The organism is Pseudoruminococcus sp. (assembly GCF_047012705.1).
Classification (GTDB): Bacteria; Bacillota; Clostridia; order Oscillospirales; family Acutalibacteraceae; genus Pseudoruminococcus.
Genome location: NZ_JBKXNW010000007.1, coordinates 1 through 23,584, shown reverse-complemented (window position 1 = coordinate 23,584; position 23,584 = coordinate 1). Strand labels below are relative to the sequence as shown.

Here is a 23,584-nt window from a genome sequence, read left to right as displayed (position 1 = left end):
TATACTCCATAAGGAATGGTGATTTGATGAAAGCACGAAGACAAACAAAAATACTTGAACTTATAAAGGATAAAAGAATTGAAACTCAAGAGGAACTTCTGAATGAATTAAGAGGTCAAGGCTTTAATGTAACTCAGGCTACTGTTTCAAGAGATATTAAGGAACTCAGACTTATAAAGATTCCTGCCGGTGACGGAAACTACAAATATGCTATTGCACCACAGAAAAATCCAATAATTCCATCAGAGGTACTTAGTATTTTTACAAGCTCTGTAACAAGTGTTGATTATTCTCTTAATATAGTTGTGCTAAAAACACATAGCGGTATGGCACAGGCGGTATGTGCTGCATTTGATAATGTTCATCGTCCGGGGGTCGTAGGAACAATCGCAGGTGACGACACAATATTTATAGCAACAAGGGGAGAGGAAGCTTCTCTTGCTCTTGTTACTGAGTTGAAGAGATTTATTTCTTCCGGTAAGGTATAAGGGGAATTTTTATGCTTTCAAATTTATATATTGAAAATATTGCAGTTATCGAAAAAACAAGCATAGACTTCAAAAAAGGTCTTAATGTAATGACAGGCGAAACTGGTGCGGGTAAGTCTATTGTTATAGATTCTATAAATGCCGTTTTGGGTAATAGAACCTCTAAAGAATTGATTCGTACAGGTGCGTCATCAGCTTTTGTCAGTGCGGAATTTACAGATTTATCTGAAAAAGCTCTTGCTGTTATTGATGAGGCGGGTTTTGAGCTTGAGGATGGAGAACTTCTTATTCAGCGTGAGATTAGTACGACCGGCAAGAATAAATGCAGAATAAACGGCAGACCTGCAACAGTTTCAACACTGAAAGAAATCGGAGTTCAGCTTATAAATATACATGGTCAGCATGAAAGCTATGAACTTATGTCGCCTGAACTGCACATATCCTATATAGATAAGCTTGCAGGCTTGGAAAATGAAATTGAAGACTATCAAGAGATTTATAAGAAATATAAAAAGCTTTCTGCCGAGCTTAAAAAAGCTACTGTTGATGAAAGCGAAAGAGAAAGAAAAATCGACCTCTTAAAGTATCAGATAGATGAGCTTGAGGATGCAGATTTGCGTGACGGAGAGTATGAGGAGCTTAACGAACAAAAATCAGTTTTGCAGAACAGCGAAAAAATTCTCGAGGCCATTATGTCTTCTCGTGCTTTGATGAATGGCGATGATGAAAGCTCAGGCGTTCTTGAAAATTTGCAAGAGATAAACTCACAGCTTTCTGATATTTCAGAATATATGAGCGAGGTTGAACCGATAAATTCAAGAATAGAATCAGCAATTTATGAACTTGAGGATTGTCTTTCTGAACTTACAGGTTTAACAGATTTAGTCGATACAGATGGCGGTTCACTTGATAATATAGAGGAAAGGCTAGATCTTATTTACACTCTCGGTAAAAAATACGGCTCTACAATTAAGGAAATGCTTGATTTTCTTGATAAAGCTAAAAAAGAACTTAATGCTCTCATTATGTATGATGAGAACAGAGAGAATCTTATAAAAGAATGTGATGAGGCTTATAAAGAGGCAGAAAAGCTTGCTAAAGCCTTATCTGAAAAAAGAAAGGCAACATCAGCAGAATTTGCAAATAAGGTTTGTGAGGAAATGGCTTTTCTTGATATGCCGAATGTAAAGCTTGTTGTTGTGCAAGAAAAATGCGAGCTTAATTCTCTTGGTTGTGATAATATTGAATTTCTTATTTCAACTAACCCCGGAGAACCTCCTAAGCCTATTTCAAAGATAGCGTCAGGCGGTGAACTTTCAAGAATGATGCTTGCTGTTAAAAATGTTCTTTCAGATAAAGACGATATTGATACGCTGATTTTTGATGAGGTTGATACAGGTATTAGTGGAAGTGCCGCACAAAAGGTTGGCTTGAAATTAAGAGAGGTTTCAAAAAGTAGACAGGTTCTTTGTGTAACTCATTTGGCACAGATTGCAGCAATGGGAAATTCACATTTTAAGATTTCTAAAAGCGTTAGAGATGAAAAGACTTTTACGAAAGTTGAAGAACTTGACCATGAGGGAAGAAAACAGGAACTTGCAAGAATTATTGGCGGTACTGAGATGACAAAAGCATCTTTGGACTACGCTGAAGAAATGCTAATAGCTGGTGAAAACATCTAAACTACGCTTAGTTAACGCACTGCCCTAAAAAACTTAAAGTTTAGGTTAAGCCTTTGGTGGGTTTTAGGGGCGAGGGCCTTAAAATCTCTTGTCAACTTTTTGACTAATGTTGTTGATAAGAGAAATTTAATCGGTGGACTTTGTCCACCGATTTGGGAGCAAAGAATGTTAAGGGCGTTGCCCTTAAAACCCATGAGGGACTCTGTCCCTCAACCCTGCGAGCTTAAAATAATTGTATTTATAAATAGCTTCAACGCGAATAGCAAGCAATAATTTAACAAAAAAGTTAGAACGCGTCTTGGCTGCGGCGGCTCACCGCAAAAGGCTTGAGCAAAACTTTTAATTGTCTTAGATAAGTGTAATATTTGAGTGGTAGTGAGTTTTTGAAAACCAATTTAGTATTTTAGCTATATAAAATTACAAAAGGAGATTTTTAAAATGGAAGATTGTATTTTTTGTAAGATTGTTAAGGGAGAGATTCCTTCAAAAAAAGTTTATGAGGACGATGAAATACTCGCATTTCACGATATTTCACCAATGGCGCCGATTCATGTTGTAATTATTCCAAAGAAGCATATTGCTTCTACTAATGAATTAACAGAGGAAAACGCTGGTTTTATTTCTCATATCTATGTAACAGCAGCTAAGATTGCAAAAGAACTTGGTGTTGATGAAAGCGGTTATAGAATTGTAAATAACTGTGGTGCTGACGGCGGTCAGACTGTTTTTCATATCCATTTCCACCTTTTGGGAGGTAAAAAGCTTAATACTGAGCTTGCATAATATGAGTATTGAACTTATAAGACTTAATAGAAAATTACCAGACTATAAAAGCGTTAAGAAGCTTTATAAATCGGCTTTTCCTGCCGATGAAAAAGCACCATTTGGCTTGCTTATGCGTAAATCAAAAAAGGATAATGTAGACTTTTGGGCGGCGTATAGCGGCGATAAATGGGTAGGTCTTGCCTATGTGCTGAGTTACAGAGATATTTCATATCTGTTTTATCTTGCTATTGATGATAAAGCAAGAGGAAATGGCTTTGGAAGTGGTGTTCTTGGTGCATTGAAAGAAAAGTATAAGGGTAGAAATCTTTTTCTTGCGATTGAAGAAATAGATGAAAAGGCTGAGAATTATATTGAGAGAATTAACCGCAAGAAATTTTATGAGAAGAACGGTTTTCATGACCTTAACTGCAAGCTGAGAGAGGCAAGCGTTGTTTATGATTTGCTTGGCTTAGGCGATAAAATTAAGCCTGAGGACTACGCAGATATGTTTGACGAATATCTTGGAAAGATGTTCAGAAGATTTGTTAAGATGGAAATTTTGGATTGATTTTTAATACTAAAGGCTGAAGTATTCATTTTTATGGAGGAATATTATGAAGCGTCCATTTGCAGTATTGGGATTTACTTATCTTGTTGCCCTTATGGTCGCTTTATTTGTTGGCTCAAATATTGCATATATTATTTCGGGTGCTTTAGCGGTTTTGTTTGTTGTATCTCTTTTTGTCAAAAAACTGCGTGAACGAATCGCATTACTATTTATATTCATAACTGCAGCTATTTCAATGCTTATGTTTTCAACATTCGTGGAGCATAAGTTGAAAACTGTTGAAGATTTTTCAGGTACAGAACAGAGAATTACTGCAACAGTATGTGATGAAGTTTACGAAAGCAACGGAAAATATTACTATCCTTTAGAAGTTACGAAAATCAGAAATTCAGAACTTTCTGGATTTAAAATCCTTGCAAGCTCAAGCGTTTTGTATGATGTTGATGTTTATGATGAACTTGATGCCAAAATTTCTCTATATCAAAATGGTGATTCTGTTTTTGGAAATTATGATATTTCTAAGGGATATTTTTTGCGAGGTGCAATAAAGCATTATAGCGGAGTTATGACTGAAAAGGTTTATGAAAAACCGTTTTATTATAACTTTATTTTGCTTAGAAGAAATATAAAAGGCGTTATTTCTAAATATTTGCCACAGGATTGTGCAAATTTGCTTACAGCAGTTATGCTCGGTGATAAACATAGCTTTACAACCGATGAAAAAGAAATGTTTTCCTCGGCGGGTGTGTCACATCTAATGTCGGTTTCCGGATTTCATGTAACGATTGTGGCACAGCTTTTTATGCTGATTTTTGCAGCAATTTTTCGTAGAAAGCGTATTGGTGCAGGATTATCAATCTTTGCATTGCTTGTATTTATGGCAGTTACAGGATTTTCTCCGACAGTTGTCAGAGCAGGAATAATGCAGATAATATTCTTAATCGGACTTATGATATTCAGAAGTCCCGAACCATTTAATTCGTTAGGCTTTTCTGTACTTGTAATATGCCTTTTGAATCCATATAGCTGTGCAGACTTTGGATTTTTAATGTCTGTTGGAGCTACTTTCGGAATTTTCTGTGCATCTGAAAGAATTAAAACAAATATACTTGAAAGATTGCAACAGAAAAAGCCAAGAAGATTTAAGAAATTTTCATTGAGAAGAATTATTCCGAAAAAGAAGGCTGAAAAATTTGTTTCCTCGATAGTATCAGTTATAGCTATGACAATTTCTGCGACTGTATTTACACTTCCTGTAACGCTTATAGTTTTCAAGCAATTTCCGATTTATTCTGTCATATCAAATTTGCTGATTTCATATCCAGCAAGTATTATGATAGCCTGCGGAATAATTGCAGTGCTTTTCAGTTTTTCCGGAATCCTATCATTTTTGACAGTGCCAATAATGTTTGTCTGTGAGTTTATTGCAAAATATATTATGTTTTGGACAGAGGCTATTGCGAATCTGCCATTTTCGGTTATCAGACTGAATTACTCATTTGTACCATTTTGGTTGGTTATTATGATTTTTGCTTATTTTATTGTGCGAAAGCTTAAAAATCGTAGATTTGCAGTGAAATTTACAGCAATAATCGGAATTGCAACGCTTGTTCTGATGATTCTTGTTTATGACATTTATATGATGACAGGAATTTCAGTTTATATTGCTGATTGTAATAACGGAATAAATATTGCAGTAAGTTCAAGCGGAAATAATTCTATGGTTACATATGGCGGCAGTAAGGCTTATGATTTATTTGAATATTTAGAAACAAGAAGAATTTCTGAATTTGAATATCTTATGATTACAAAACCAAGCTCGTACTATTCAAAAAATGCTGATGAGATTTTGCAAGATTATTCTGTAAATAATATCGGCATATATGATAGTAAAAAAGCTGATGAAAATTTATTAAATCTTGCAGAAACAAAGGGAAAAATTATTGAATATAAGCCTGATATACAGAATAATGTCAGCTTACCTGATTATAAAATTACAAGTATAGAAACAAAAAGCGGAGTGTTTACGCATTTTACTTTTTCTGGAGATTTTGATATACTTGTTATACCTAATGGTGGAGATTGCTCGGAGATGCCAAAAGAATGGCTTAATTCAGCAATTTGTGTTATGAGTGAGTTGCCAGAACATTATGAATTGCTAAGACCTGCTGAAATTATACTTTCTTGCAGTGATGAAAATGTATATGAACCATATAGCAATTTAGAAAGCATATGTGATACAATTTATGCGACTTGCTTTGAAGATAATATTCGTATGAGGATTTCGCAGAGCGGTGAAGTTTCAATTTGGAGTGAGAATAATTGGCTGTCTTAAATGAACAGGATTTTAAAAAAGAAATTTTAGCAGGAAATTTTTCAAAATTATATTTGATATATGGCGAAGAAAAATATCTTGTTAAAAAGTATACGGAATATCTTTGCTCAAAGCTTATAGGAAAAAAATCATCAGATTTTGACAGCGATATTCTTTCGGGAGATGCGGATTTACAGAGCATTGCTGATGCCGCAGAACAGTTGCCGCTTATGAGTGAAAAACGCTGTGTATGTGTGAATGATTTTGATTTTGAATCCCTTTCTGAAAGTGACCTCAAAAGTCTGATAGCTTTTTGTTCTGATTTGCCGGAAAGTACAGTGTTGATTTTTTCTCAGCCTACTTTGACATCAGACGGCAAAAAAATAAACAAGACTAAGAAATTCTCAACAATGGCTGAAAAATTCGGAACAGTTCTTCGTTGTGAAAAAAGAGGAGAAATTGCTCTTGAAAGAAATATAATATCTTGGGCAAAAAAGCTTGGCTGTGAGATTGACGAAATAAATGCTGCAAAACTTGTTGCAAGTTGTGGCACTGATATGAATACACTTGAAAATGAAACTCAAAAGCTATGTGCATATGTCGGCTCGGGAATTATAACTGATGATGCGATTAAAGCTGTTGCTGTGAGAAATACGGAAGCAAGAATATTTGCCTTGTCAGATTCGATAATCAGAAGAGATTATAATTCAGCTTATAAACAGCTTGATTTACTGTTCTATCAGAGAGAAAAGCCTGAAGTTATATTAGGTGTTTTAAGCTCTGCTTTTGTAGATATTTATAGGGTGAGAACAGCTATTGAGAGCGGTGAAAAGGCAAGTGCTTTAAAGGATATTTTTCCATATAAGGGTAAAGAATTTAGGCTTAGAAATGCTGAAAGAGATATGAAGCAATATTCAAATAAGGCAATTTCTAAAATTCTTGATGCGATTGCTTATGCTGATATAAGGCTTAAATCTAATGTGGGTAATCAGCGTACTGTTTTAGAAATGTTGATTGCAAAAATACTTCTGATTGTAAAAGAGGATAGCGGTAAATGATTAAAGTTAAGGAAGCGATTATAGTTGAGGGAAAGTATGATAAGATAAAGCTTTCCTCGATAATTGACGGTTTGATTATAACAACAAACGGTTTCGGAATTTTTAATGACAAGGAGCGGCAATATCTTATTCGTGAGCTTGCAAAAAAGCGTGGAATAATTGTTCTTACGGATAGCGATTCTGCAGGCTTTGTTATAAGAAATTTTTTGAAAGGTTCTGTGCCTAAGAAACAGATTAAACACGCATATATCCCTGATATTTTTGGCAAAGAAAAACGCAAGGATAAGCGTTCAAAAGAGGGGAAACTTGGTGTAGAAGGAGTTTCTAAAGAGCTTATACTTGAAGCTTTGAGAAAATGTGGTGCAAGCTGTGAAGACAGTGATTTAGAGTTTGTCGAGAGAGAAGAAATTACAAAGGCGGATTTTTTTGTTTATGGCTTGACCGGAGGAAGTAATTCCTCAGAAAGACGAGAATTACTTAAAAAGCGTCTGAATCTTCCGGAAAACATGACTACAAACTCAATTCTCGGAGTTTTGAATTGCTTAATGACAAGAGATGAGTTTATAGACCTTATGGAAGAACTTTATTTTTAAAATAAAAATGTTGCTCGAATTACTTTTTATACCAATTTTGTAAGTAAAAGCAGAAGGATAGAATATATTATGGGTGTTAGGCAGGTGAATTTAGTTTGCCTGCTTTTTTGCTATGTATTATTAGCATATGAAAATTTGCCAAGAAAACTTTGCAAAATCTATTGACAAGTTTTCTTGGCAATGCTATAATCATCTTACCAAGTAAACTTGGAAAATGATTCAGAGGTGTTATAATATGAATAGGGAAGAAATTCTTGCCAAAAGCAGAAAATCAGGCGATGAAATGGAAGGCGTTGTGAAAGATAAGTCTATGAAATGGACATATATCACAATGGTATTTGTTGCTGCAATTTTTGCATTTATTCGTTCAGAGCAGGGCTTACCAATGATGGATTTATTTGTTACTGTTACAGCTTCTGTTATGGTAGGTATGATATATCGTTTTATAAAGACAAAGGATAAGAGTTGCTTAATTACAGGTATAATATCTATGATTTGTTGTATAATTGGAATAATCAGATATGTTGAAGGGCATTAAAATATGAAAGATGAATTGGTTTTACGAAACCGCTTAAAGGAAGCGAGAACAGAAAAAAAGCTTTCTCAAACACAACTGGCAGAAATGGTTGGCGTTTCAAGAAATACAATAAGCTCTATTGAAACAGGACAATTTTGTCCAACAGCCAAGCTTGCAATAGTTCTTTGTGTAGCTTTGGATAAGAAATTTGAAGAATTATTTTATTTAGATTAGTGGTGATTTTATGAATACTCCTTTATATAATGCACTTGTCAATCATAAAAGATTGAATAGGTCATCTTTCCACACTCCTGGTCATAAGTCATCAGGAATAATAAACTCAGAATTATTGGAACTTGATTATACTGAATTACCCGATACAGATGCTCTTTTTGAGGCAAGTGGTGTTATTCTTGAGTCAGAAAAAAATCTTGCAAAACTTTTTGATGTGAAAAGAACGCTTATATCTGCTTGTGGTTGTTCTCTTGCGATTATGACAATGATAAGACTTGCAACTATGAACGGAGGAAAACTTCTTTGCGGAAGAAATATACATAGAAGTGCAGTTAATGCTATGGCACTTCTTGGAGTTGAGCCTATATGGATTTTACCAAAGAATAATGGAGCTTTTACGGGTAGAATTTATGCTGAAGATGTTCGCAAGGCTCTTACTAAAAATTCTGATATTTGCGGTTGTTATATTACAAGCCCAACCTATTATGGAGAAATTTCTGATATAACTGCAATTTCTAAGGTTTGCAAGGAATATAATATACCGCTCTTGGTGGATAATGCACATGGTTCACATCTGAAATTTCTTTCTAAAGATATTCACCCTATAACGCTTGGAGCGAGTATGACTGCTTGTTCTGTGCATAAAACACTCCCTGTTCTGACGGGCGGAGCTTTGCTGAATATTAACGATGATAGATTTATCGAAGGGGCAAAGGAGGCAATGTCGCTTTTTGCTTCAACAAGTCCTCCGTATCCGATAATGGCTTCGATAGACCTTTGTGCAGATTATATTTCTAAAAATGCAAATATTTATAAAAGGCTTGAGCCTGTAATTGCAGAAATCAAGATTTTAGCCGACAGCTTAGGAATATTACAGCCTGATGGTTTATGCGATCCTTTAAGAATATCTTTGAATACCGCATCTATCGGAATTGCAGGAGAATCGGCAGGAGAATTTTTCAGGAGTATGGGTGTTGAACCTGAATTTGCTGATTATGAAAATGTTGTATTTATATGCACTCCGTTTAATTCTGAAAATGATTTTATCAAGCTTAGAAATGCTATTAAATCACTCATTACGCTTGATAAAGATTTTATTGCAAAAGAAAAATCTGAAATTTCTTTGCCAAAGTGTGTGACGAGTTTAAGAGAGGCTGTTCTCAAAAAGAGCGAATTTATTCCAAGAGAAAAAGCGATTGGAAGAATTTCAGCAGATACAGCTTGTCCTTGTCCGCCCGGAATACCTGTTTATATGCCGGGTGAAATTATAGAATCTTATAATTGCTTGAATGAATTTGTAAAGGTTTTGGTTTAATGCAAATTCAGTAAAGATTAAAAGTTTCGTTCGAGCCTTTTCAAAGTGTTATGAAATAAAAGATATAATAAAACCAGCCATAGCTTATTTTTGAGCTATGGCTGGTTTGTTTGTAATTTATTATATTATTCAGCGAGGAATCTATTCATAAGTGTGCAACCTGGTTCAATATAAAGTCCGGTCTTTTCTGCTGTTTCCTCACAGAATGTAGAAACACCGCTATTTTTCTCATCATTGCTTCTGTAGATAAGGAATGGAACAGGGTCAGATGTATGGGTTTTTAAGCAGATTGGTGTTGGGTGGTCAGGAAGAACCATCACGCTGTAATCATCTCCACAATCCTTTAAGTATGCAAGAAGTGGAGCAAGAATCTTTTCGTCTATAATTTCAATAGCAAGCTTTTTGTTCTGAATTTCAGCTCTATGGCCACATTCATCAGGAGCTTCAATATGAATATAAACGAAATCTTGTCCCTTTTTGAGTTCGTCTATGGCAGCCTGAACCTTGCCATCAAAGTTTGTGTCTATGTAAGCTGTTGCACCCTCAACTTGGCAAACATTCATTTCTGCACACTTACCAATACCCTTGAGGAGGTCAACAGCAGAAATCATAGAACCTGATTTGCCAAATTTACCCTTAAAGCTATCGAGCTTTGGCTTAGTACCTTCGCCCCAGAGCCATATTGAGTTTGCAGGACGCTTGCCCTCAGCAATTCTCTTTTTGTTTACAGGGTGTTCCATAAGTAAATCATAGCTTTTCTTCATCATATCATAAAGCTCAGCTACATAATCGCCCTTTGGAATATATTCAGTAATTTTTCTATCAGAAATATCGTGTGGAGGTGTCAATATTCCAGGGTGTGGTTCACCTTTTGCCCAAACAAGGCAATGACGATAGCTTACACCCGCATAGAATTTGAATTTATCAGAGCCAAGCTTTTCATCAATGTATTTGATAAGTTTTTCTGCTTCAGGTGTGGAAATATCTCCGGCACAGTAGTCAACCATAGTCTTATCTTCGTAATTTGGTTCATCTGAGAGTGTGACAAGGTTGCAACGGAGAGTTACATCATCAGGCTTAAGGTCAATGCCGATACTTGCTGCCTCAAGTGGAGAACGACCTGAATAATAAATTGCAGGGTCATAACCAAGAACAGAAAGATTAGCAACGTCACTACCAGGCTTTAAACCGGCACCAACTGTTTTAACCAAACCAACTTCACCTTTGGAAGCGAGATAATTCATATTAGGCTTATTTGCAGCCTGCATAGGTGTCATATTATTAAGTTCCGGTACAGGTCTGTCAGCCATACCATCGCAAAGAACAACTGCGTATTTCATTATAAATCCTCCAAATTTAACTTTAGGATAATTTACTTATCCTGCATAAATATTATATTACTATGAAAGCAAATTAGCAAGTACTAATTAATAATTGATATAGAAAATATCTATTTGTTGAAAGCTTAATTATAGCTTATATCTTGTAAAATTTGGTTTATGTATAAATTGCGTGATTTTTCTTAAGTGGTATGTTATACTATAATAATAAACAAACTAACAGGAGATTTTAATATATGAAAGTCCAGAGAAATAAGAGATATGCTGTGAGAAAGCGAAAAAATTATACTGCCCTTAAAGTTACGACTGTATTGCTGACGCTTTTAGTTCTTGCAGCAGGAACAGTTTTTGTGTGGTCATTGCTTAAAACAGAACCTCAGACAGCATCAACAGAGCCAAGCTCATCGCAAGGCTCTGTTGAAAGCAAGGCGGATATTAAGGCAGAATCTTCGGAGATATCAGAGAATATTCCTAAGCGAGACCCTAAATTGCCTGATTATTCAAATAAATTTAAGTATACTGAAAAGTTGATGAAGGATACCACACTCAGTGATAAATTAAGCTCTAAATATGCAGTTCTATATGATGCTGCGAATGATACAATTCTTTATAAGAAAAATGCTGACGCGAAGTGCTATCCTGCAAGTACAACAAAGCTTCTCACTGCTATTGTTGCAAATAAAATTCTTGATAATGACGAGGTTATAACAGTAGGAAATGAAATAACACTTATCGGTGAAGATTCAAGCGTTGCAGGACTTGAGGTAGGTCAAAAGCTAACAACAAAACAGCTTTTATATGCAATGATTCTTCCGTCAGGTAATGATGCGGCATATACTATTGCCGTAGCATCTGCAAGAAAATTTAAGGAAAATGATAAGCTTCCTGCGAAAGATGCAATAGAAGTTTTTTCTGAACTTATGAATGATGCAGCCACTGAATTAGGTGCAGAACATTCGCATTTCGTAAATCCTGACGGTTTCCACGATAAGAACCATTATACAACCGCTCTCGATATGGTAAAGATTGCAAATTATGCAAAATCTGTACCATTGATTTCGGAAATATGCGGAACTTATCAGATAACACAAAAGCTAAAAAGTGGAGAAGAATTTTACTGGGTAAACTCTAATAAGCTTTTGAATCAAGGTGAGGATTGTTATTCCGAATATGCAGATGGTATGAAAACAGGCTTTACAGATGAGGCAGGAAGCTGTGTTATTTCATCATTTACAAAGGATGGCAAAACTATGCTTACCGCTGCAATGAATTCACCTGAGCTTTACGGAAAATATTATGATACGCTTATGCTTGCAAAGCTTGGTTTTAAGAAGAATAAAATTGATTTCAGCTACACTGAGCAATCAGAAGAATAGAAAGCTATCTTGAAGTCAGAAGATTTGAAAAAATTACAGAGAAAACAGACCAAAAGGTCATTTGTTCAACGTCGCCGTCAGCCGTAATAGGGCTTTCGGCGATTTTCTTTTTATCGAGAGTATATTCAACAGAGCCGACCTTATCACCTTTTTTAACAGGTGCGTCTATGCTTTCAGGAAGATTGAGCTTTTCTATTATACCCTTTTCTTCGCCTTTCTTGATAAGTATAGGTGTAGTTTCATTTACGGCTGTTTTAACAGTGCCTTGCATACCGCCAACAACCTGAATATCTGTTACCGCTCCATCAGGTGCTTTTGGTGTATACATAGAATAGTTTGCAAAACCATAATCAAGAACTGTAGCTGCATCTGTAAATCTTTCTTTTCCTGAAGCACTTCCGAGAACAACTCCGATTAAGGATAGATTTCCTCTTGTGGCTGTTGCAGTGATACAACTGCCCGCATCGCCCGTTGTACCTGTTTTAAGACCTGTTATGCCATTATAGCTTTTAAGAAGTTTATTTGTATTTACAAGCTGAGTCTTGCCGTCACGAAGATAATCCATCCATATTCCGGTATATTTAAAAATATCCTTATGTTTTATAAGTTCTCTGGACATGAGTGCTACATCATAGGCACTTGTGAGATGACCTTCTTCGTCAAGACCGTTGCAGTTTTTGAAGGTAGTATCTTTCATACCAAGTTCTTTTGCTCGTTGATTCATTTTTGCAACAAATTCTTCTTCTGTTCCGCATAGATGTTCAGCAAGAGCAACAGCGGCGTCGTTGGCTGAGGCAACAACAGTTGCCTTAATCATTTCATCAACCGTCATTGTCTCGCCTTCTTCAAGCCATATATCAGAACCGCCCATAGATGCTGCATGGACACTTGCTGTAACAGTTTCGTCCATAGAAAGTTTGCCAGAATCTATTGCTTCAAATACAAGCAGAAGTGTCATTACTTTCGTGATTGAAGCACAGGCACGAATTTCGTGTGAGTTTTTTTCAAATAAAACTTTTCCGGTTTCAGGCTCCATAAGTACGGCAGATGGGGCAGTTATAGCAGTTTCTTCAAGAGCATTAACACTGATAGGCATAGCAGTTATAAAAAATGTGGACAGAAAAATGGCGATTGTTCTTTTCCATAATTTCATAAAAACACCGTCCAAATAATAATCTTTTATAAAGCTTATGCAAGGTGTTTTTATGATATAACTCTATTATTTGTTTTTCTTATTATGCTTTTTGCCGAGATTATATGCAAGAAATATTAATGCTACAAGAATGAGCATACCTCCTGCGCCAAAGATAAAATATGTAAAGCCATTTTCTGATTTTATTGATTTTCTATTTCCAATTGAAATGTCTGATATATTTTCTTCTGTATTTTCATTACTTTGTTTGGTTTCAGATTTTTCATTAGAATTACTTTGAGACTTTGGGTTTTCACTTTTATTGCCGGATTCAACCCTGCTTTTTTCAGTTTTAGAATTTGTATTATTTGCAGAGCTTATTACATCACCACTTTTACTGACTGTTATAGATGGTGAATTTTCTATGGTAAGATATTCTGCATCAGAATTGACTGCTTCAAAAATTTTGGTTGAGAAATTGTAAGAGGCATTATCAGTTGAGTTTAATGGCTTGAATCTTATAGTGAAAAGCCTTTCACTTTGAGAAGATATAGTTTGTCCGCTGTTATTTAGCCAAACTATTCTTACAGTTCCGCTCTCTAGTTCGTAAGTATCTATATCCGTATTTGCTGTTGCTGAAAGAAATTTAATTTTAGAATTATCATATTGAATATCAAGTCTTAAAGCTGAAATTTTAGTCTGTGAATTACTTTTAGCGTTGAAATATATATCAAAACCTCTATTGAGTTGAATTTTATCTCCACTATATTCTAAATCAAAATAAAGCCCATAAGCAGAATAAACATAATAAGGTATAGAAAACATAAAAACTGCAAAAATAAAAGCAAGAACTTTTTTCATCAAAATCACTTCCAAATTATAGAATTATATTACGAAATTATTATAAGTGATATTCTTATGTATTGCAAGAAATAGAATTTTATTATAAAAGGTGAATTAAGTGAAGATTTTGCAAAATTATATATTTACTTGCAAAAAGTCTAAAAGTATAGTATAATATAATAGAAAAATTGCATAGTAGGAGGGGAATATGGACTATACTGGAAAAAAATGCCCCATTTGTTCCGAAAAATTCAAGGCTGATGATGATATAGTTGTTTGCCCAAAATGTGGTGCACCATATCATAGAAGCTGTTATGAAAAGGAAGGAAGATGTATTTTCCTTGACTTGCATAGAAGCAATGAGGCTTGGAAAGATGAAGAAGATAATACTCAAAACGAACAGGAAAACACTAAAACCAAAAAATGCAAATTTTGCGGTCATATGAACGACGAAAACGCAGTTGCTTGTGAACAGTGTGGAAGAAGTTTTATAGAGTATCAATATCAAAATATGAATGATAACGGTGGTAATCCTAATCAGGACTTTGAGGGATTCCCTGGTTTTGGCGGCGGTACGCCGATAAAGATTGACCTTATGGCAGGTGTTAAGCCAGATGAAGATTTTGACGGCGTTAGCGGTGAGGAACTTTCAAAATATGTTAAGAATAATACCATATATTATATGGGAATATTCAAGCGTATAAAAGATACTGGTAAGAGCAGATTTAATTTTGCCGCCTTTCTCTTCGGCGGAGGCTGGATGCTATATAGAAAAAAATATGTTTCTGGCGGAATAATAACCGCAATTATGGCAATTTTAGCAATGGCGATAACTTATGCGACATATTTTATTTCTGCAAGTGTTCTTAATACTGTTGCTCAAAATCTTAACCAAGCATATCCGAGAGGATATACTGTTATGGATTTCTTTAATGCAATTTGTCAGTTGCCTTTTGACCAAGGACTTATCGCTATTCTTCCATATGCATTATCATTTTTGAATTTTGTAATAATGCTGATAATAGGTTTTACTGCAAACAGGTCATATTATAAATTTGTTATTAAACGGATAAAAGCGATAAAATCTGAACAATCTATAGCAATTACTAATGGGGTTTCTGACGATTCACAGGTATATGAAAGCAATAAGAAAAAATTAAATGAAAAACTTATGGAAAAAGGTGGCACAAATAACGCACTTGCAGTTTGTCTGCTTATATGCGATATGCTATTGTCATTCCTGCCACAATTTTTTATACACTAAATATTATCTATCAATATAAAAATAAAAATTTTAAAATAAGGAAGTGTAGTTTTGAAAATTACAAAAGCTGTTATCCCTGCCGCAGGTTTAGGAACAAGAGTTCTTCCTGCAACAAAAAGTATGCCAAAAGAAATGTACCCTATCGTAGATAAGCCGGCTATTCAATATATCGTTGAGGAAGCTGTTAATTCGGGTATTACAGATATTCTTATTATAACAAACAGAGGTAAGAATATAATTGAAGATTATTTCGACCGTTCTCCTGAACTTGAAGGTCGTTTGCTTGAAGACAAGAAAGAAGAATTTTATAATCAAGTTGTTTCAGTTTCTAAGCTTGCAAATATCTTCTTTTTAAGACAAAAGGAAACAAAGGGTTTAGGACATGCTGTCAACTGTGCTCGTTCATTTATTTCTGGCGAACCTTTTGCAGTTCTTTATGGTGATGATGTTATCATCGGCGAAGACCCTGCCTGCGGTCAGCTTATAAGAGCATATGAGAAATATGGTAAAGCAGTTGTTGGAATTAAAGAAGTTGCTAAAGAAAATATTCATAAATATAGTTCACTCAAAGTTGAACATCTTGACGGTACATATTATAGCTGTACAGATATGATTGAAAAACCTAAAACAGAAGCAGATGTTCTTTCTTATTTTTCTATTCTTGGAAGATGTGTTCTTACACCTGATATTTTTGATTTACTTGATAAAACTGCCCCCGGTGCCGGTGGAGAGATTCAGCTTACAGACGCTATGAGAGTTCTTGCACAAACAGTTGGAATGATAGGCGTTGACTTTACAGGCAAGCGTTATGATATAGGAAATAAGCTCGGTATTCTTGAAGCCACTGTTGAACTTGCGCTTAAACACCCTGAGCTAAAAGACGATTTCAGAGCTTATATCAAAAATTTTGCTTCAGAGCTTTAATTTGATAGGTTTTGAGTAGTGACAAACGGATTTTAATATGATATAATCAAAATCACCGATAATTGCATTAAAGCTTGTCGGTGATTTTGCATAACTATCGGGAGTGAGTATAAATGGAAATACAGAGTGCGTTCGATTTAGTAGCTGATAAGGTTGAAAAAGCTCTTGTTGAGCAGAATTATAAAAGACAAAATGTAGATTCACAAAATGATCAAGAACTTACAGCACTTTATACAAGTGAAGATACGGCTTATAATATAGTATATTATAAGTCTAAAATGCGTATGGTTCTTCGCCAATGCGAGATGTCTGGTGCTGAGCCTGATAATAACTGGAAATCTGTTGCAACATGGCTCTTTGACCCAGAGATTGATACTGAAAGAGAGGCTGATAATATAGCTTCAGATTTTGTTGAAACAATTCAAGGTCCTAAGCAACAGGCTATTACACAAACACGCAAGAAAAAGAAAAAAGATAATGACGGAAATGTTGATTCTCTTTTCTTGGCTAATAGAATGGTAAATTATTTTCCGGAGCTTAAAGAAGATATAGCTTATGAGAAATTACATTATGCTAATTTTAGAGGAATTACTTTTGCCAAAGAAAAGATTTTGCCACTTTTTAAGCAGTATGTTGCAAAGGAAGGTGCAAATAATATTGGAAAACTTTCCAAGTCATTAAACGATATTTATAGTATGGGCGACCTTGATGTTAAGGGAATTATATCATATATTCTCTTTAATTCTATTGAGGACGAAAAAAAGCGTGAAATGCTTCTTGAAAATTTTACAGAGGCTAATAAAAAGGTTATCGTTGCAGCTTTTTCACTTCGTGGAAAGAAAATTAAACCAGAAAAGCCAAAGAAAAAGCGTTCAGGTATGTTTATGGAAGCTCTTGAAGCTAAGCAACAAGCAGGAAAATAGTATAAATTTATGCGTAAGTTATAATCTAACTTACGCTTTTTTATTTAAATTTGTCAATTTGCCTATTGACTATATGATATTTTTGAAGTAAAATATTAATGATATAAAATAAACATCTATCGTAAATTTTTAAGGAGTGTATTAAATTATGAAAAAAAAGATTGCAGTTTTAATTCTTGCATCAATTTTAGCTCTTTCAGCAGCAGCTTGTAACAGTAATTCTTCAGGAACAACAAGCAAGCCTGAAAGTGCAACGGGTACAACATCTTCAGCTTCTTCCGTAGTTGAGAGCAAAGATAGTAGTAAGGCAGAGAGCAAAACTGAAAGCAAAACTGAAAGCAAAACTGAAAGCAAAACAAATAGTGAGACTGAGAGTAAGTCTGATTCTGCAAATGCAGATGTTAAAGACCTTATTAAAAAAAGTTATATTGATATAGTTAAAGATGGTAAGTATTATATAAATATGACTGTTGATACTTCATCTATGGGTTTAAGTAGCTCCTCTGATACTCCATCAGAAATTACAATGGTAATGGCAACAGATATAGCTAATCAGAAAATGTATGTTGATATGGGATATTCTGTGATGGGTTTCCAGAAGATTGTTATTACTGATGGTAAGCAATGGATGCTTGACGATAAAAATAAAGTTGCATACTATACACCAACAACAGATGATGTTCAAAAATCTCTTGACAGCATGACAAGCGGTTTACTCGGTTCAACTGAAGATGTAGAAAAGAATATGAAGTATGTTAGCGATAGTGTAGAAAACTTCAATGGTAAGGATTGCTATGCTGTTGTTTATGAAGTTAAGAGTGATGTAAGTCTTGCTGATGGTGTTTCTATGACAAGCTCAAGCGGACTTAGCACAGAACAGACATATTACTTTGATAAGGAAACTAAGAAGCTTGTTGGTATTAAGGTTAATATGAGTGGAGTAGAAACAAAAATGGTTGTAAATGAGATTACATCAGAAATTCCAGCTGACCTCTTTACAATTCCAGCTGATTATAAGCAGACAGATATGTCTTCTATGATGTCATCAGCATCAGCTGAATAATTAAAAACTAAATAAATAATTTTTAAAGGCTTGATTACTAAAAAGGTAATCAAGCCTTTTTTTGAATAACATATATATCTTTCGGAAATAATTTATTTGGTGATGTTTATGTATTATAGTTACCATAGCGTAGCCAAAAAGCTTATTCGTGAGGGAAAGCTGATAGATTGGTATTATACAAAACGGCATAATAAAATCGCTCCTGCATTAGTTCTTGTATTTGATGATTTTAAGCATCCTGTTATGCCTATTAGAGAGGATAGATGGCAAGAGTATGAGCAATTGATAAATTTACTAAATATTAAAATAAAAAAAGAAGATTAGCCGTTTCAAAACTATAGGAGAAAATGTACAAAAATTATTATAAAAAGAATGAAATTATATAGCTTTATTTGACTTGTTATTTAACCGTGCTATAATTATATTATAAAAGTGATATATTTTATTTAATTTTCACTATTGAAATGGGGCGGTGTTTATGAAAAAAGTATTTTAAAAAGAATATTTGCTATATTACTTTCAAGTGCTATCATGTTTTCTGCGTGTGCCTCTATACCAATAAGCACATTTTCGGTTTCTGCAGCGGAAACAGCGTCGAATAATATACCATCAGCGGTTACAGGCTTAAAATTTACTTCGCAAACAAATTCAATTACACTTTCATGGAATGAATCTGAAGGTGCTTCAGGATATTATATTTATCTTAAATCCTCAAAAGAACCGTATAATTTCTATGGATATGCTACTGTTGAGGGTGGAAAAAATACAAGTTGGACAAATGAAAATTTATCATCTGGAAGAATTTATGAATTTAGAGTTTTACCATATAAAACAGTTGATTCAAAAATTTATAAAGGCGATTATGCGGAAATTTCTACAATAACAATTCCTGCGACTGTAAGAAAGGTAATAGTATCAGATATAACGGATACTTCGCTTATGCTTAAATAGGGTGCTGTTACTAATGCGGATGGCTACTGTATATACAGAAGGTTTGAATCTGAGTCTGAACCTAATCTTATACAGACTATAAATGGTTCACAAACTACTCAGTGGACAGATACGGAGCTTAATTCCGGGACTGCTTGTGATTATGCTGTTAAGGCATATAAGGAATTTAATGGCGAAAAAAATTTATAGTGATAGTGTATGGGTTTCCGGCAGTACAAATCCATCTGCTGTTACAAATTTAAAGATAAGTTCGCGCAGTGCTGATAAAATTACTTTAAATTGGTTCGCTGCAAATGGTATTACTTCATATGACATTTATCAGGAATCAAAGAAAACACCAGGTACATTTGCAAGGGTTGGTACAGTAGATGCAAATACAACAACATACGTCAGAGAGGGGCTCTCCTCTGGAACAGAATATACATTCAGAGTTTTTCCAATTAAATCTTATCAGGATAAGACTTATAAGGGTACATATGCAGAGATTAAAACATCCACACTTCCGGGAGATGTAAGGAAGATAGTGGCATCTGATATAGGCGAAACATCAATTACAGTAAATTGGGGTGCTGTAAATGGTGCAAATGGATACCAAATTTATAGAGGCTTAAGACAGAGAAAAATTATAGGCGTGTTAAAACTATACCGGATTCATCTATTAAAAAATGGACGGATAATAACCTTGAATCAGGAAAAGATTATTATTATGCCATAAGATTATATAAAAAATATAATGGACAAATATTTTATAGCGGATATATTAAGATTCCTACAAGCACGCTTCCTTCTGCTGTTAAAAATCTAAAAACAGCTTCTCGTACAGCAACAGCAATAAAGATTAGCTGGGATATTTCTGATGGTACTACTACATATGATATTTATCAGGAATCAGCAAAAAATCCCGGAACATTTGTAAAAATCGGAAACACTACGAATGGAAAAATTAAGGCTTATGTTATAAGAGAACTTGCCTCTGGCAGAGACTATACATTTAGAGTTCAGCCAATTAAAGAAGTAGGAGATAAAACTTATAAGGGACAGTATAAGGATATAGCTACAGCGACGCTTCCGGCAAATGTCAGGAAGGTTATAACCACTGGTACGACAAAAACTTCAACAACTTTGAAGTGGGGACTTGTCAGCGGGGCGGACGGCTATGTTATAGACAGAAAATTGACGACCGCTACGGACTATGAGAGAGTACAGGTGGTTAATGGTAAGGATACAGTACAATGGACCGATACAGGCTTGAGCAAGGTAAGGATTATGATTATACTGTAAGAGCATTTAAAAAATTTAATAATACTATTTTATATAGTAGTTATATAGGAATTTCGGTAAGTACCTTGCCTGGAGATGTAACAGGTCTTACGCTTAGTGCTGTTACAACAGATACAATAAAGCTTGTTTGGAATGAATCACCAGGTGCAACAGAATATGATATTTATCAAGAATCTTTTAAAAATCCGGGAACGTTTGTGAAAATAGATAGTGTTTATGCAAAATCGTATGTAATCAGAGAACTTGTTGCAGGAAGAAATTATACATTCAGAGTTCAACCTATAAAAACCGTTGGTGATATTAGGTATAAGGGCGATTATCAGGAAATCGCTGTTGGAACCTGTCCTGCAACAGTAAGAACTGTTGTTACAGGAAAACAGACCTCAGATTCAATTCTTGTTAAATGGGGAATTGTGAGCGGTGCAGATGGTTATGAGGTTGTAAGAAAACTTAATAACGAAACTGAATACAAGAAAGTAAAGGATATAAATAATCAGGAAATTGGTGAATGGACAGATACAGGCTTGCAAGCGGGTATAGATTGTTCTTATGGTGTAAGGGCTTATAAGATTATATGTGGAAATAAATATAATATTATGGCTCATATGTCTATAAAGACAGATATACTTTGCCTGAAACTGTAAATAATATTAAGCTTGTTGAGCAGACAGCTACTTCTCTTAAATTTAAATGGGATAGTTCTGCTGGTGCAGATGGTTACGAGATTTTCAGAGAGTCAATAAATACAAAAGATTCTTATGGCAGAATTGCAAGTTTAGATGCCACTACAACAGAATATGTTGATGAAAAACTTCTTTCAGGAACACACTATAATTATAAAGTTTTTGCTTATAAACTTGTAGGAGAAACTAAAAAGTATACTGCGGCATCATACATAAGCGGAGAAACTATTACAGCTGCTGTTAAAGGTTTAAAGGTAGATGAAAATACAATAAATTCGATAAAGCTAACATGGCGTTCAGCTAAAGGTGCATCTGGATATATTGTCTACAAAAAGTCTGAAGATGAAACAGATTATTCTGAATATAAGAGACTTATCTGTGACGAAAACAACTATAACAGTGATAATATTTATTGGACAGACAACAATCTTGAACCATCAAAGGCTTATTCATATAAGGTAGTAACCTATAACTATATTGATAATGTATTAAAAAAGAGTGAATCTGTAGAGATAGATACTTGTACATTGCCGGAATTAGTTGGAAATCTGGGGGCTAAACCTACTGGAGCTGCAACAATAAGACTTTCTTGGAATAAAGTAGAAAATGCAACAGGATATTTAATTTATAGACAAAGCACAACTGATAAAACAAAGTATGGATTGATTGCAACTGTAAGCAATGGTGCTGTAACAAGCTATACGGATTCTAAACTTACATCGGCTTCAGAATTTACCTATCATGTATCTGCCTATAAAGATCTTAATGAGAAAAAATATCTTGGGGAATATTCAGAAATTTCAAGCTGTACATATCCATATAAGACATCGAAAATAAAGACGGAAACACAATCTACGTCTTCTATAACATTTTCTTGGAACGAAGTGGCAAGAGTAGATGGATATAAGATTTATATTGCTCAAGATGATGGAAGTTATAAACTTTTGTCAACACTTAATAGCCAAACTTTGAAATATTCTGCAAAAGGACTTGCTTCTGGAAAAGAGTATAGGTTTGCTGTTGCAGCTTATAAGAAATATAATAATTCGACGCTTATCGGTGGAAAAATTGAACATTTGGCGATAACTTGTCCTGATGTAACAACATCTTTCACCTCATCAAACAGACAAATGAATTCGCTCAAGCTTAATTGGAAAGCAGTAAGCGGTGCGGACGGATATTATATTTATAAGAAAAGTAATAGCACAGGCGAAATCTATGTCAGAAAAGTTGTAGGGGGTGGAAATATAGTAAGCTATCAGGATGAGGGACTTTATTCAGGTAATAGTCAATATTACAGGGTAGCTGCATATAAAGAACTTTCAGGAAAGAAAGTAATTGGTGGTTACGCTGAGCTTACTACCTATACCATACCAATGCACGCAGATGGCTTCAGAATAGAGAATAGGACAGATAAAGCAATAAGAGTTGCATGGAATCAGATTGAAAATATAAATGGATATAGGGTGGAAAGAAAGCTTTCAACAGATTCAAGTTATAAGGTTATTGCAACAGTCAGCGGTTCAAATAATCTTGAATTTGTAGATAGAAACCTTAAATCAGGAACAAAGTATAATTATAGAATTCGTACATATAAAACTATTAATGGTTCAACTGTATATAGCACATATCAGAATATTACGGGAAGCACATTCTCTCAGACAGATATAAATAACATAAAGAGTGAAATTATAAGACTTACAAATGTAGAGAGAAATAAGGCTGGTTTAAAAACTTTGTCAGTTAATTCAAAGGGTGCGAGTGGTTCTGCGCTTCGTGCAAAAGAAACGGCAACTTTATTTGACCATACTCGTCCAAATGGCACTAAATTTTATACAGCGTTTAATTTTACTTGCAATTATATGGGTGAGAATATAGGTTGTCAGCCAAATATGACAGCAGAAAGTATCGTTAATGCATGGATGAATTCTTCTGGACACAGAGCAAATATACTCAATTCTCATTATACATCTATTTCAGTAGGTTTATATTTAGACATTGATTCTGATTCGGTAATGTATGCAGTACAGAACTTCTTCGGATAAATTTTTCTAAAAAATTAAGGGCAGGCTTTCATTATTATGATTCATGCGAATCTTTGTAAGCTCTGCTCTTCTTTTTTATTTTGTTTGTATACTATATTTTCTGTTTATAGACCGCTTGAAAAGCTATATTTAGTATGTAAAAATTTTTTAAAGAAAATTTTAAAAAAATCCGAAAAAAGTGTTGACATTTGGGTTGGGGTATGATATTATAAACAAGCTGTCGCG

At 34.5% G+C, this 23,584-nt stretch carries 24 protein-coding genes; 21 read left to right on the top strand and 3 right to left on the bottom strand.

The window, feature by feature from the left end; translation table 11 throughout:
* Nucleotides 1-26 precede the first annotated feature (26 nt).
* The 10 genes from argR (at nucleotide 27) to ACLU24_RS08010 (ending at nucleotide 9,534) form a co-directional block, all read left to right on the top strand.
* Entirely contained in the window at nucleotides 27-488 is a 462-nt protein-coding gene (gene argR, locus ACLU24_RS08055) for an arginine repressor (RefSeq protein ID WP_412611691.1), read from the top strand.
* 11 nt (nucleotides 489-499) lie between these two features.
* Nucleotides 500-2,170, top strand: a complete 1,671-nt coding sequence (gene recN / locus ACLU24_RS08050; protein ID WP_412611689.1) for a DNA repair protein RecN — start codon at nucleotides 500-502, stop codon at nucleotides 2,168-2,170.
* A 438-nt stretch (nucleotides 2,171-2,608) separates the two neighbouring features.
* Complete coding sequence (locus ACLU24_RS08045) at nucleotides 2,609-2,953, top strand: histidine triad nucleotide-binding protein (RefSeq protein WP_412611686.1); 345 nt, start codon at nucleotides 2,609-2,611, stop codon at nucleotides 2,951-2,953.
* Between the two features lies 1 nt (nucleotide 2,954).
* On the top strand, nucleotides 2,955-3,503 hold the full coding sequence (locus tag ACLU24_RS08040) for a GNAT family N-acetyltransferase (protein WP_412611684.1): 549 nt from the start codon (nucleotides 2,955-2,957) through the stop codon (nucleotides 3,501-3,503).
* Between the two features lie 46 nt (nucleotides 3,504-3,549).
* Nucleotides 3,550-5,838 carry a ComEC/Rec2 family competence protein gene (locus ACLU24_RS08035; RefSeq protein WP_412611681.1) on the top strand — a complete coding sequence of 763 codons (2,289 nt, stop codon included), beginning with the start codon at nucleotides 3,550-3,552 and terminating at the stop codon, nucleotides 5,836-5,838.
* Complete coding sequence (gene holA / locus ACLU24_RS08030) at nucleotides 5,826-6,875, top strand: DNA polymerase III subunit delta (protein ID WP_412611678.1); 1,050 nt, start codon at nucleotides 5,826-5,828, stop codon at nucleotides 6,873-6,875. Before ACLU24_RS08035 ends, holA begins: the two co-directional genes overlap by 13 nt.
* On the top strand, nucleotides 6,872-7,468 hold the full coding sequence (locus tag ACLU24_RS08025; RefSeq protein ID WP_412611676.1) for a ribonuclease M5: 597 nt from the start codon (nucleotides 6,872-6,874) through the stop codon (nucleotides 7,466-7,468). The genes holA and ACLU24_RS08025 overlap by 4 nt, the downstream gene beginning before the upstream one ends.
* 235 nt (nucleotides 7,469-7,703) lie before the next feature.
* Entirely contained in the window at nucleotides 7,704-8,006 is a 303-nt protein-coding gene (locus ACLU24_RS08020; protein ID WP_412611674.1) for a DUF6442 family protein, read from the top strand.
* Between the two features lie 3 nt (nucleotides 8,007-8,009).
* The gene (locus ACLU24_RS08015; protein ID WP_412611672.1) at nucleotides 8,010-8,219 is read left to right on the top strand and encodes a helix-turn-helix transcriptional regulator; all 210 of its coding nucleotides are present in this window, start codon (nucleotides 8,010-8,012) and stop codon (nucleotides 8,217-8,219) included.
* Nucleotides 8,220-8,229: 10 nt separating this feature from the next.
* Complete coding sequence (locus ACLU24_RS08010) at nucleotides 8,230-9,534, top strand: aminotransferase class I/II-fold pyridoxal phosphate-dependent enzyme (RefSeq protein WP_412611671.1); 1,305 nt, start codon at nucleotides 8,230-8,232, stop codon at nucleotides 9,532-9,534.
* A 125-nt stretch (nucleotides 9,535-9,659) separates the two neighbouring features.
* Here the strand turns inward: ACLU24_RS08010 and ACLU24_RS08005 are convergent, their stop codons facing one another.
* Nucleotides 9,660-10,874 (bottom strand): cofactor-independent phosphoglycerate mutase, encoded by a 1,215-nt coding sequence (locus tag ACLU24_RS08005; RefSeq protein ID WP_412611668.1) that lies wholly within the window; start codon nucleotides 10,872-10,874, stop codon nucleotides 9,660-9,662.
* A gap of 236 nt (nucleotides 10,875-11,110) precedes the next feature.
* On the opposite strand from ACLU24_RS08005, the gene ACLU24_RS08000 reads away from it, so the two are divergent.
* A complete protein-coding gene (locus ACLU24_RS08000; protein WP_412611666.1) occupies nucleotides 11,111-12,250 on the top strand; it encodes a D-alanyl-D-alanine carboxypeptidase family protein in 1,140 nt (379 codons plus the stop codon).
* 4 nt (nucleotides 12,251-12,254) lie between these two features.
* On the opposite strand, the gene ACLU24_RS07995 is transcribed toward ACLU24_RS08000, so the two are convergent.
* Nucleotides 12,255-13,403, bottom strand: coding sequence for a D-alanyl-D-alanine carboxypeptidase family protein (locus ACLU24_RS07995; protein ID WP_412611664.1), 1,149 nt, complete (start codon nucleotides 13,401-13,403; stop codon nucleotides 12,255-12,257).
* 66 nt (nucleotides 13,404-13,469) lie between these two features.
* Nucleotides 13,470-14,243, bottom strand: coding sequence for a cohesin domain-containing protein (locus ACLU24_RS07990; protein WP_412611662.1), 774 nt, complete (start codon nucleotides 14,241-14,243; stop codon nucleotides 13,470-13,472).
* Nucleotides 14,244-14,433: 190 nt separating this feature from the next.
* Between ACLU24_RS07990 and ACLU24_RS07985 the strand changes: the two genes are divergently transcribed.
* The 10 genes from ACLU24_RS07985 (at nucleotide 14,434) to ACLU24_RS07940 (ending at nucleotide 23,359) form a co-directional block, all read left to right on the top strand.
* The gene (locus ACLU24_RS07985; protein ID WP_412611659.1) at nucleotides 14,434-15,489 is read left to right on the top strand and encodes an RING finger protein; all 1,056 of its coding nucleotides are present in this window, start codon (nucleotides 14,434-14,436) and stop codon (nucleotides 15,487-15,489) included.
* Between the two features lie 51 nt (nucleotides 15,490-15,540).
* A complete protein-coding gene (galU, locus tag ACLU24_RS07980) occupies nucleotides 15,541-16,413 on the top strand; it encodes a UTP--glucose-1-phosphate uridylyltransferase GalU (protein WP_412611657.1) in 873 nt (290 codons plus the stop codon).
* Nucleotides 16,414-16,526: 113 nt separating this feature from the next.
* Nucleotides 16,527-17,336 carry a DUF7674 family protein gene (locus ACLU24_RS07975; protein WP_412611653.1) on the top strand — a complete coding sequence of 270 codons (810 nt, stop codon included), beginning with the start codon at nucleotides 16,527-16,529 and terminating at the stop codon, nucleotides 17,334-17,336.
* A 148-nt stretch (nucleotides 17,337-17,484) separates the two neighbouring features.
* Nucleotides 17,485-18,399, top strand: a complete 915-nt coding sequence (locus ACLU24_RS07970) for a hypothetical protein (RefSeq protein ID WP_412611652.1) — start codon at nucleotides 17,485-17,487, stop codon at nucleotides 18,397-18,399.
* A 108-nt stretch (nucleotides 18,400-18,507) separates the two neighbouring features.
* Nucleotides 18,508-18,723 carry a thermostable hemolysin delta-VPH gene (locus ACLU24_RS07965; protein WP_412611649.1) on the top strand — a complete coding sequence of 72 codons (216 nt, stop codon included), beginning with the start codon at nucleotides 18,508-18,510 and terminating at the stop codon, nucleotides 18,721-18,723.
* Nucleotides 18,724-18,930: 207 nt separating this feature from the next.
* Complete coding sequence (locus ACLU24_RS07960) at nucleotides 18,931-19,350, top strand: fibronectin type III domain-containing protein (RefSeq protein WP_412611647.1); 420 nt, start codon at nucleotides 18,931-18,933, stop codon at nucleotides 19,348-19,350.
* Nucleotides 19,351-19,519: 169 nt separating this feature from the next.
* Entirely contained in the window at nucleotides 19,520-20,065 is a 546-nt protein-coding gene (locus ACLU24_RS07955; RefSeq protein WP_412611644.1) for a fibronectin type III domain-containing protein, read from the top strand.
* Nucleotides 19,993-20,631 (top strand): fibronectin type III domain-containing protein, encoded by a 639-nt coding sequence (locus ACLU24_RS07950; RefSeq protein ID WP_412612009.1) that lies wholly within the window; start codon nucleotides 19,993-19,995, stop codon nucleotides 20,629-20,631. Before ACLU24_RS07955 ends, ACLU24_RS07950 begins: the two co-directional genes overlap by 73 nt.
* Complete coding sequence (locus tag ACLU24_RS07945; protein WP_412611641.1) at nucleotides 20,583-21,275, top strand: fibronectin type III domain-containing protein; 693 nt, start codon at nucleotides 20,583-20,585, stop codon at nucleotides 21,273-21,275. The genes ACLU24_RS07950 and ACLU24_RS07945 overlap by 49 nt, the downstream gene beginning before the upstream one ends.
* On the top strand, nucleotides 21,260-23,359 hold the full coding sequence (locus ACLU24_RS07940; protein WP_412611638.1) for a fibronectin type III domain-containing protein: 2,100 nt from the start codon (nucleotides 21,260-21,262) through the stop codon (nucleotides 23,357-23,359). Before ACLU24_RS07945 ends, ACLU24_RS07940 begins: the two co-directional genes overlap by 16 nt.
* Nucleotides 23,360-23,584: the final 225 nt, after the last annotated feature.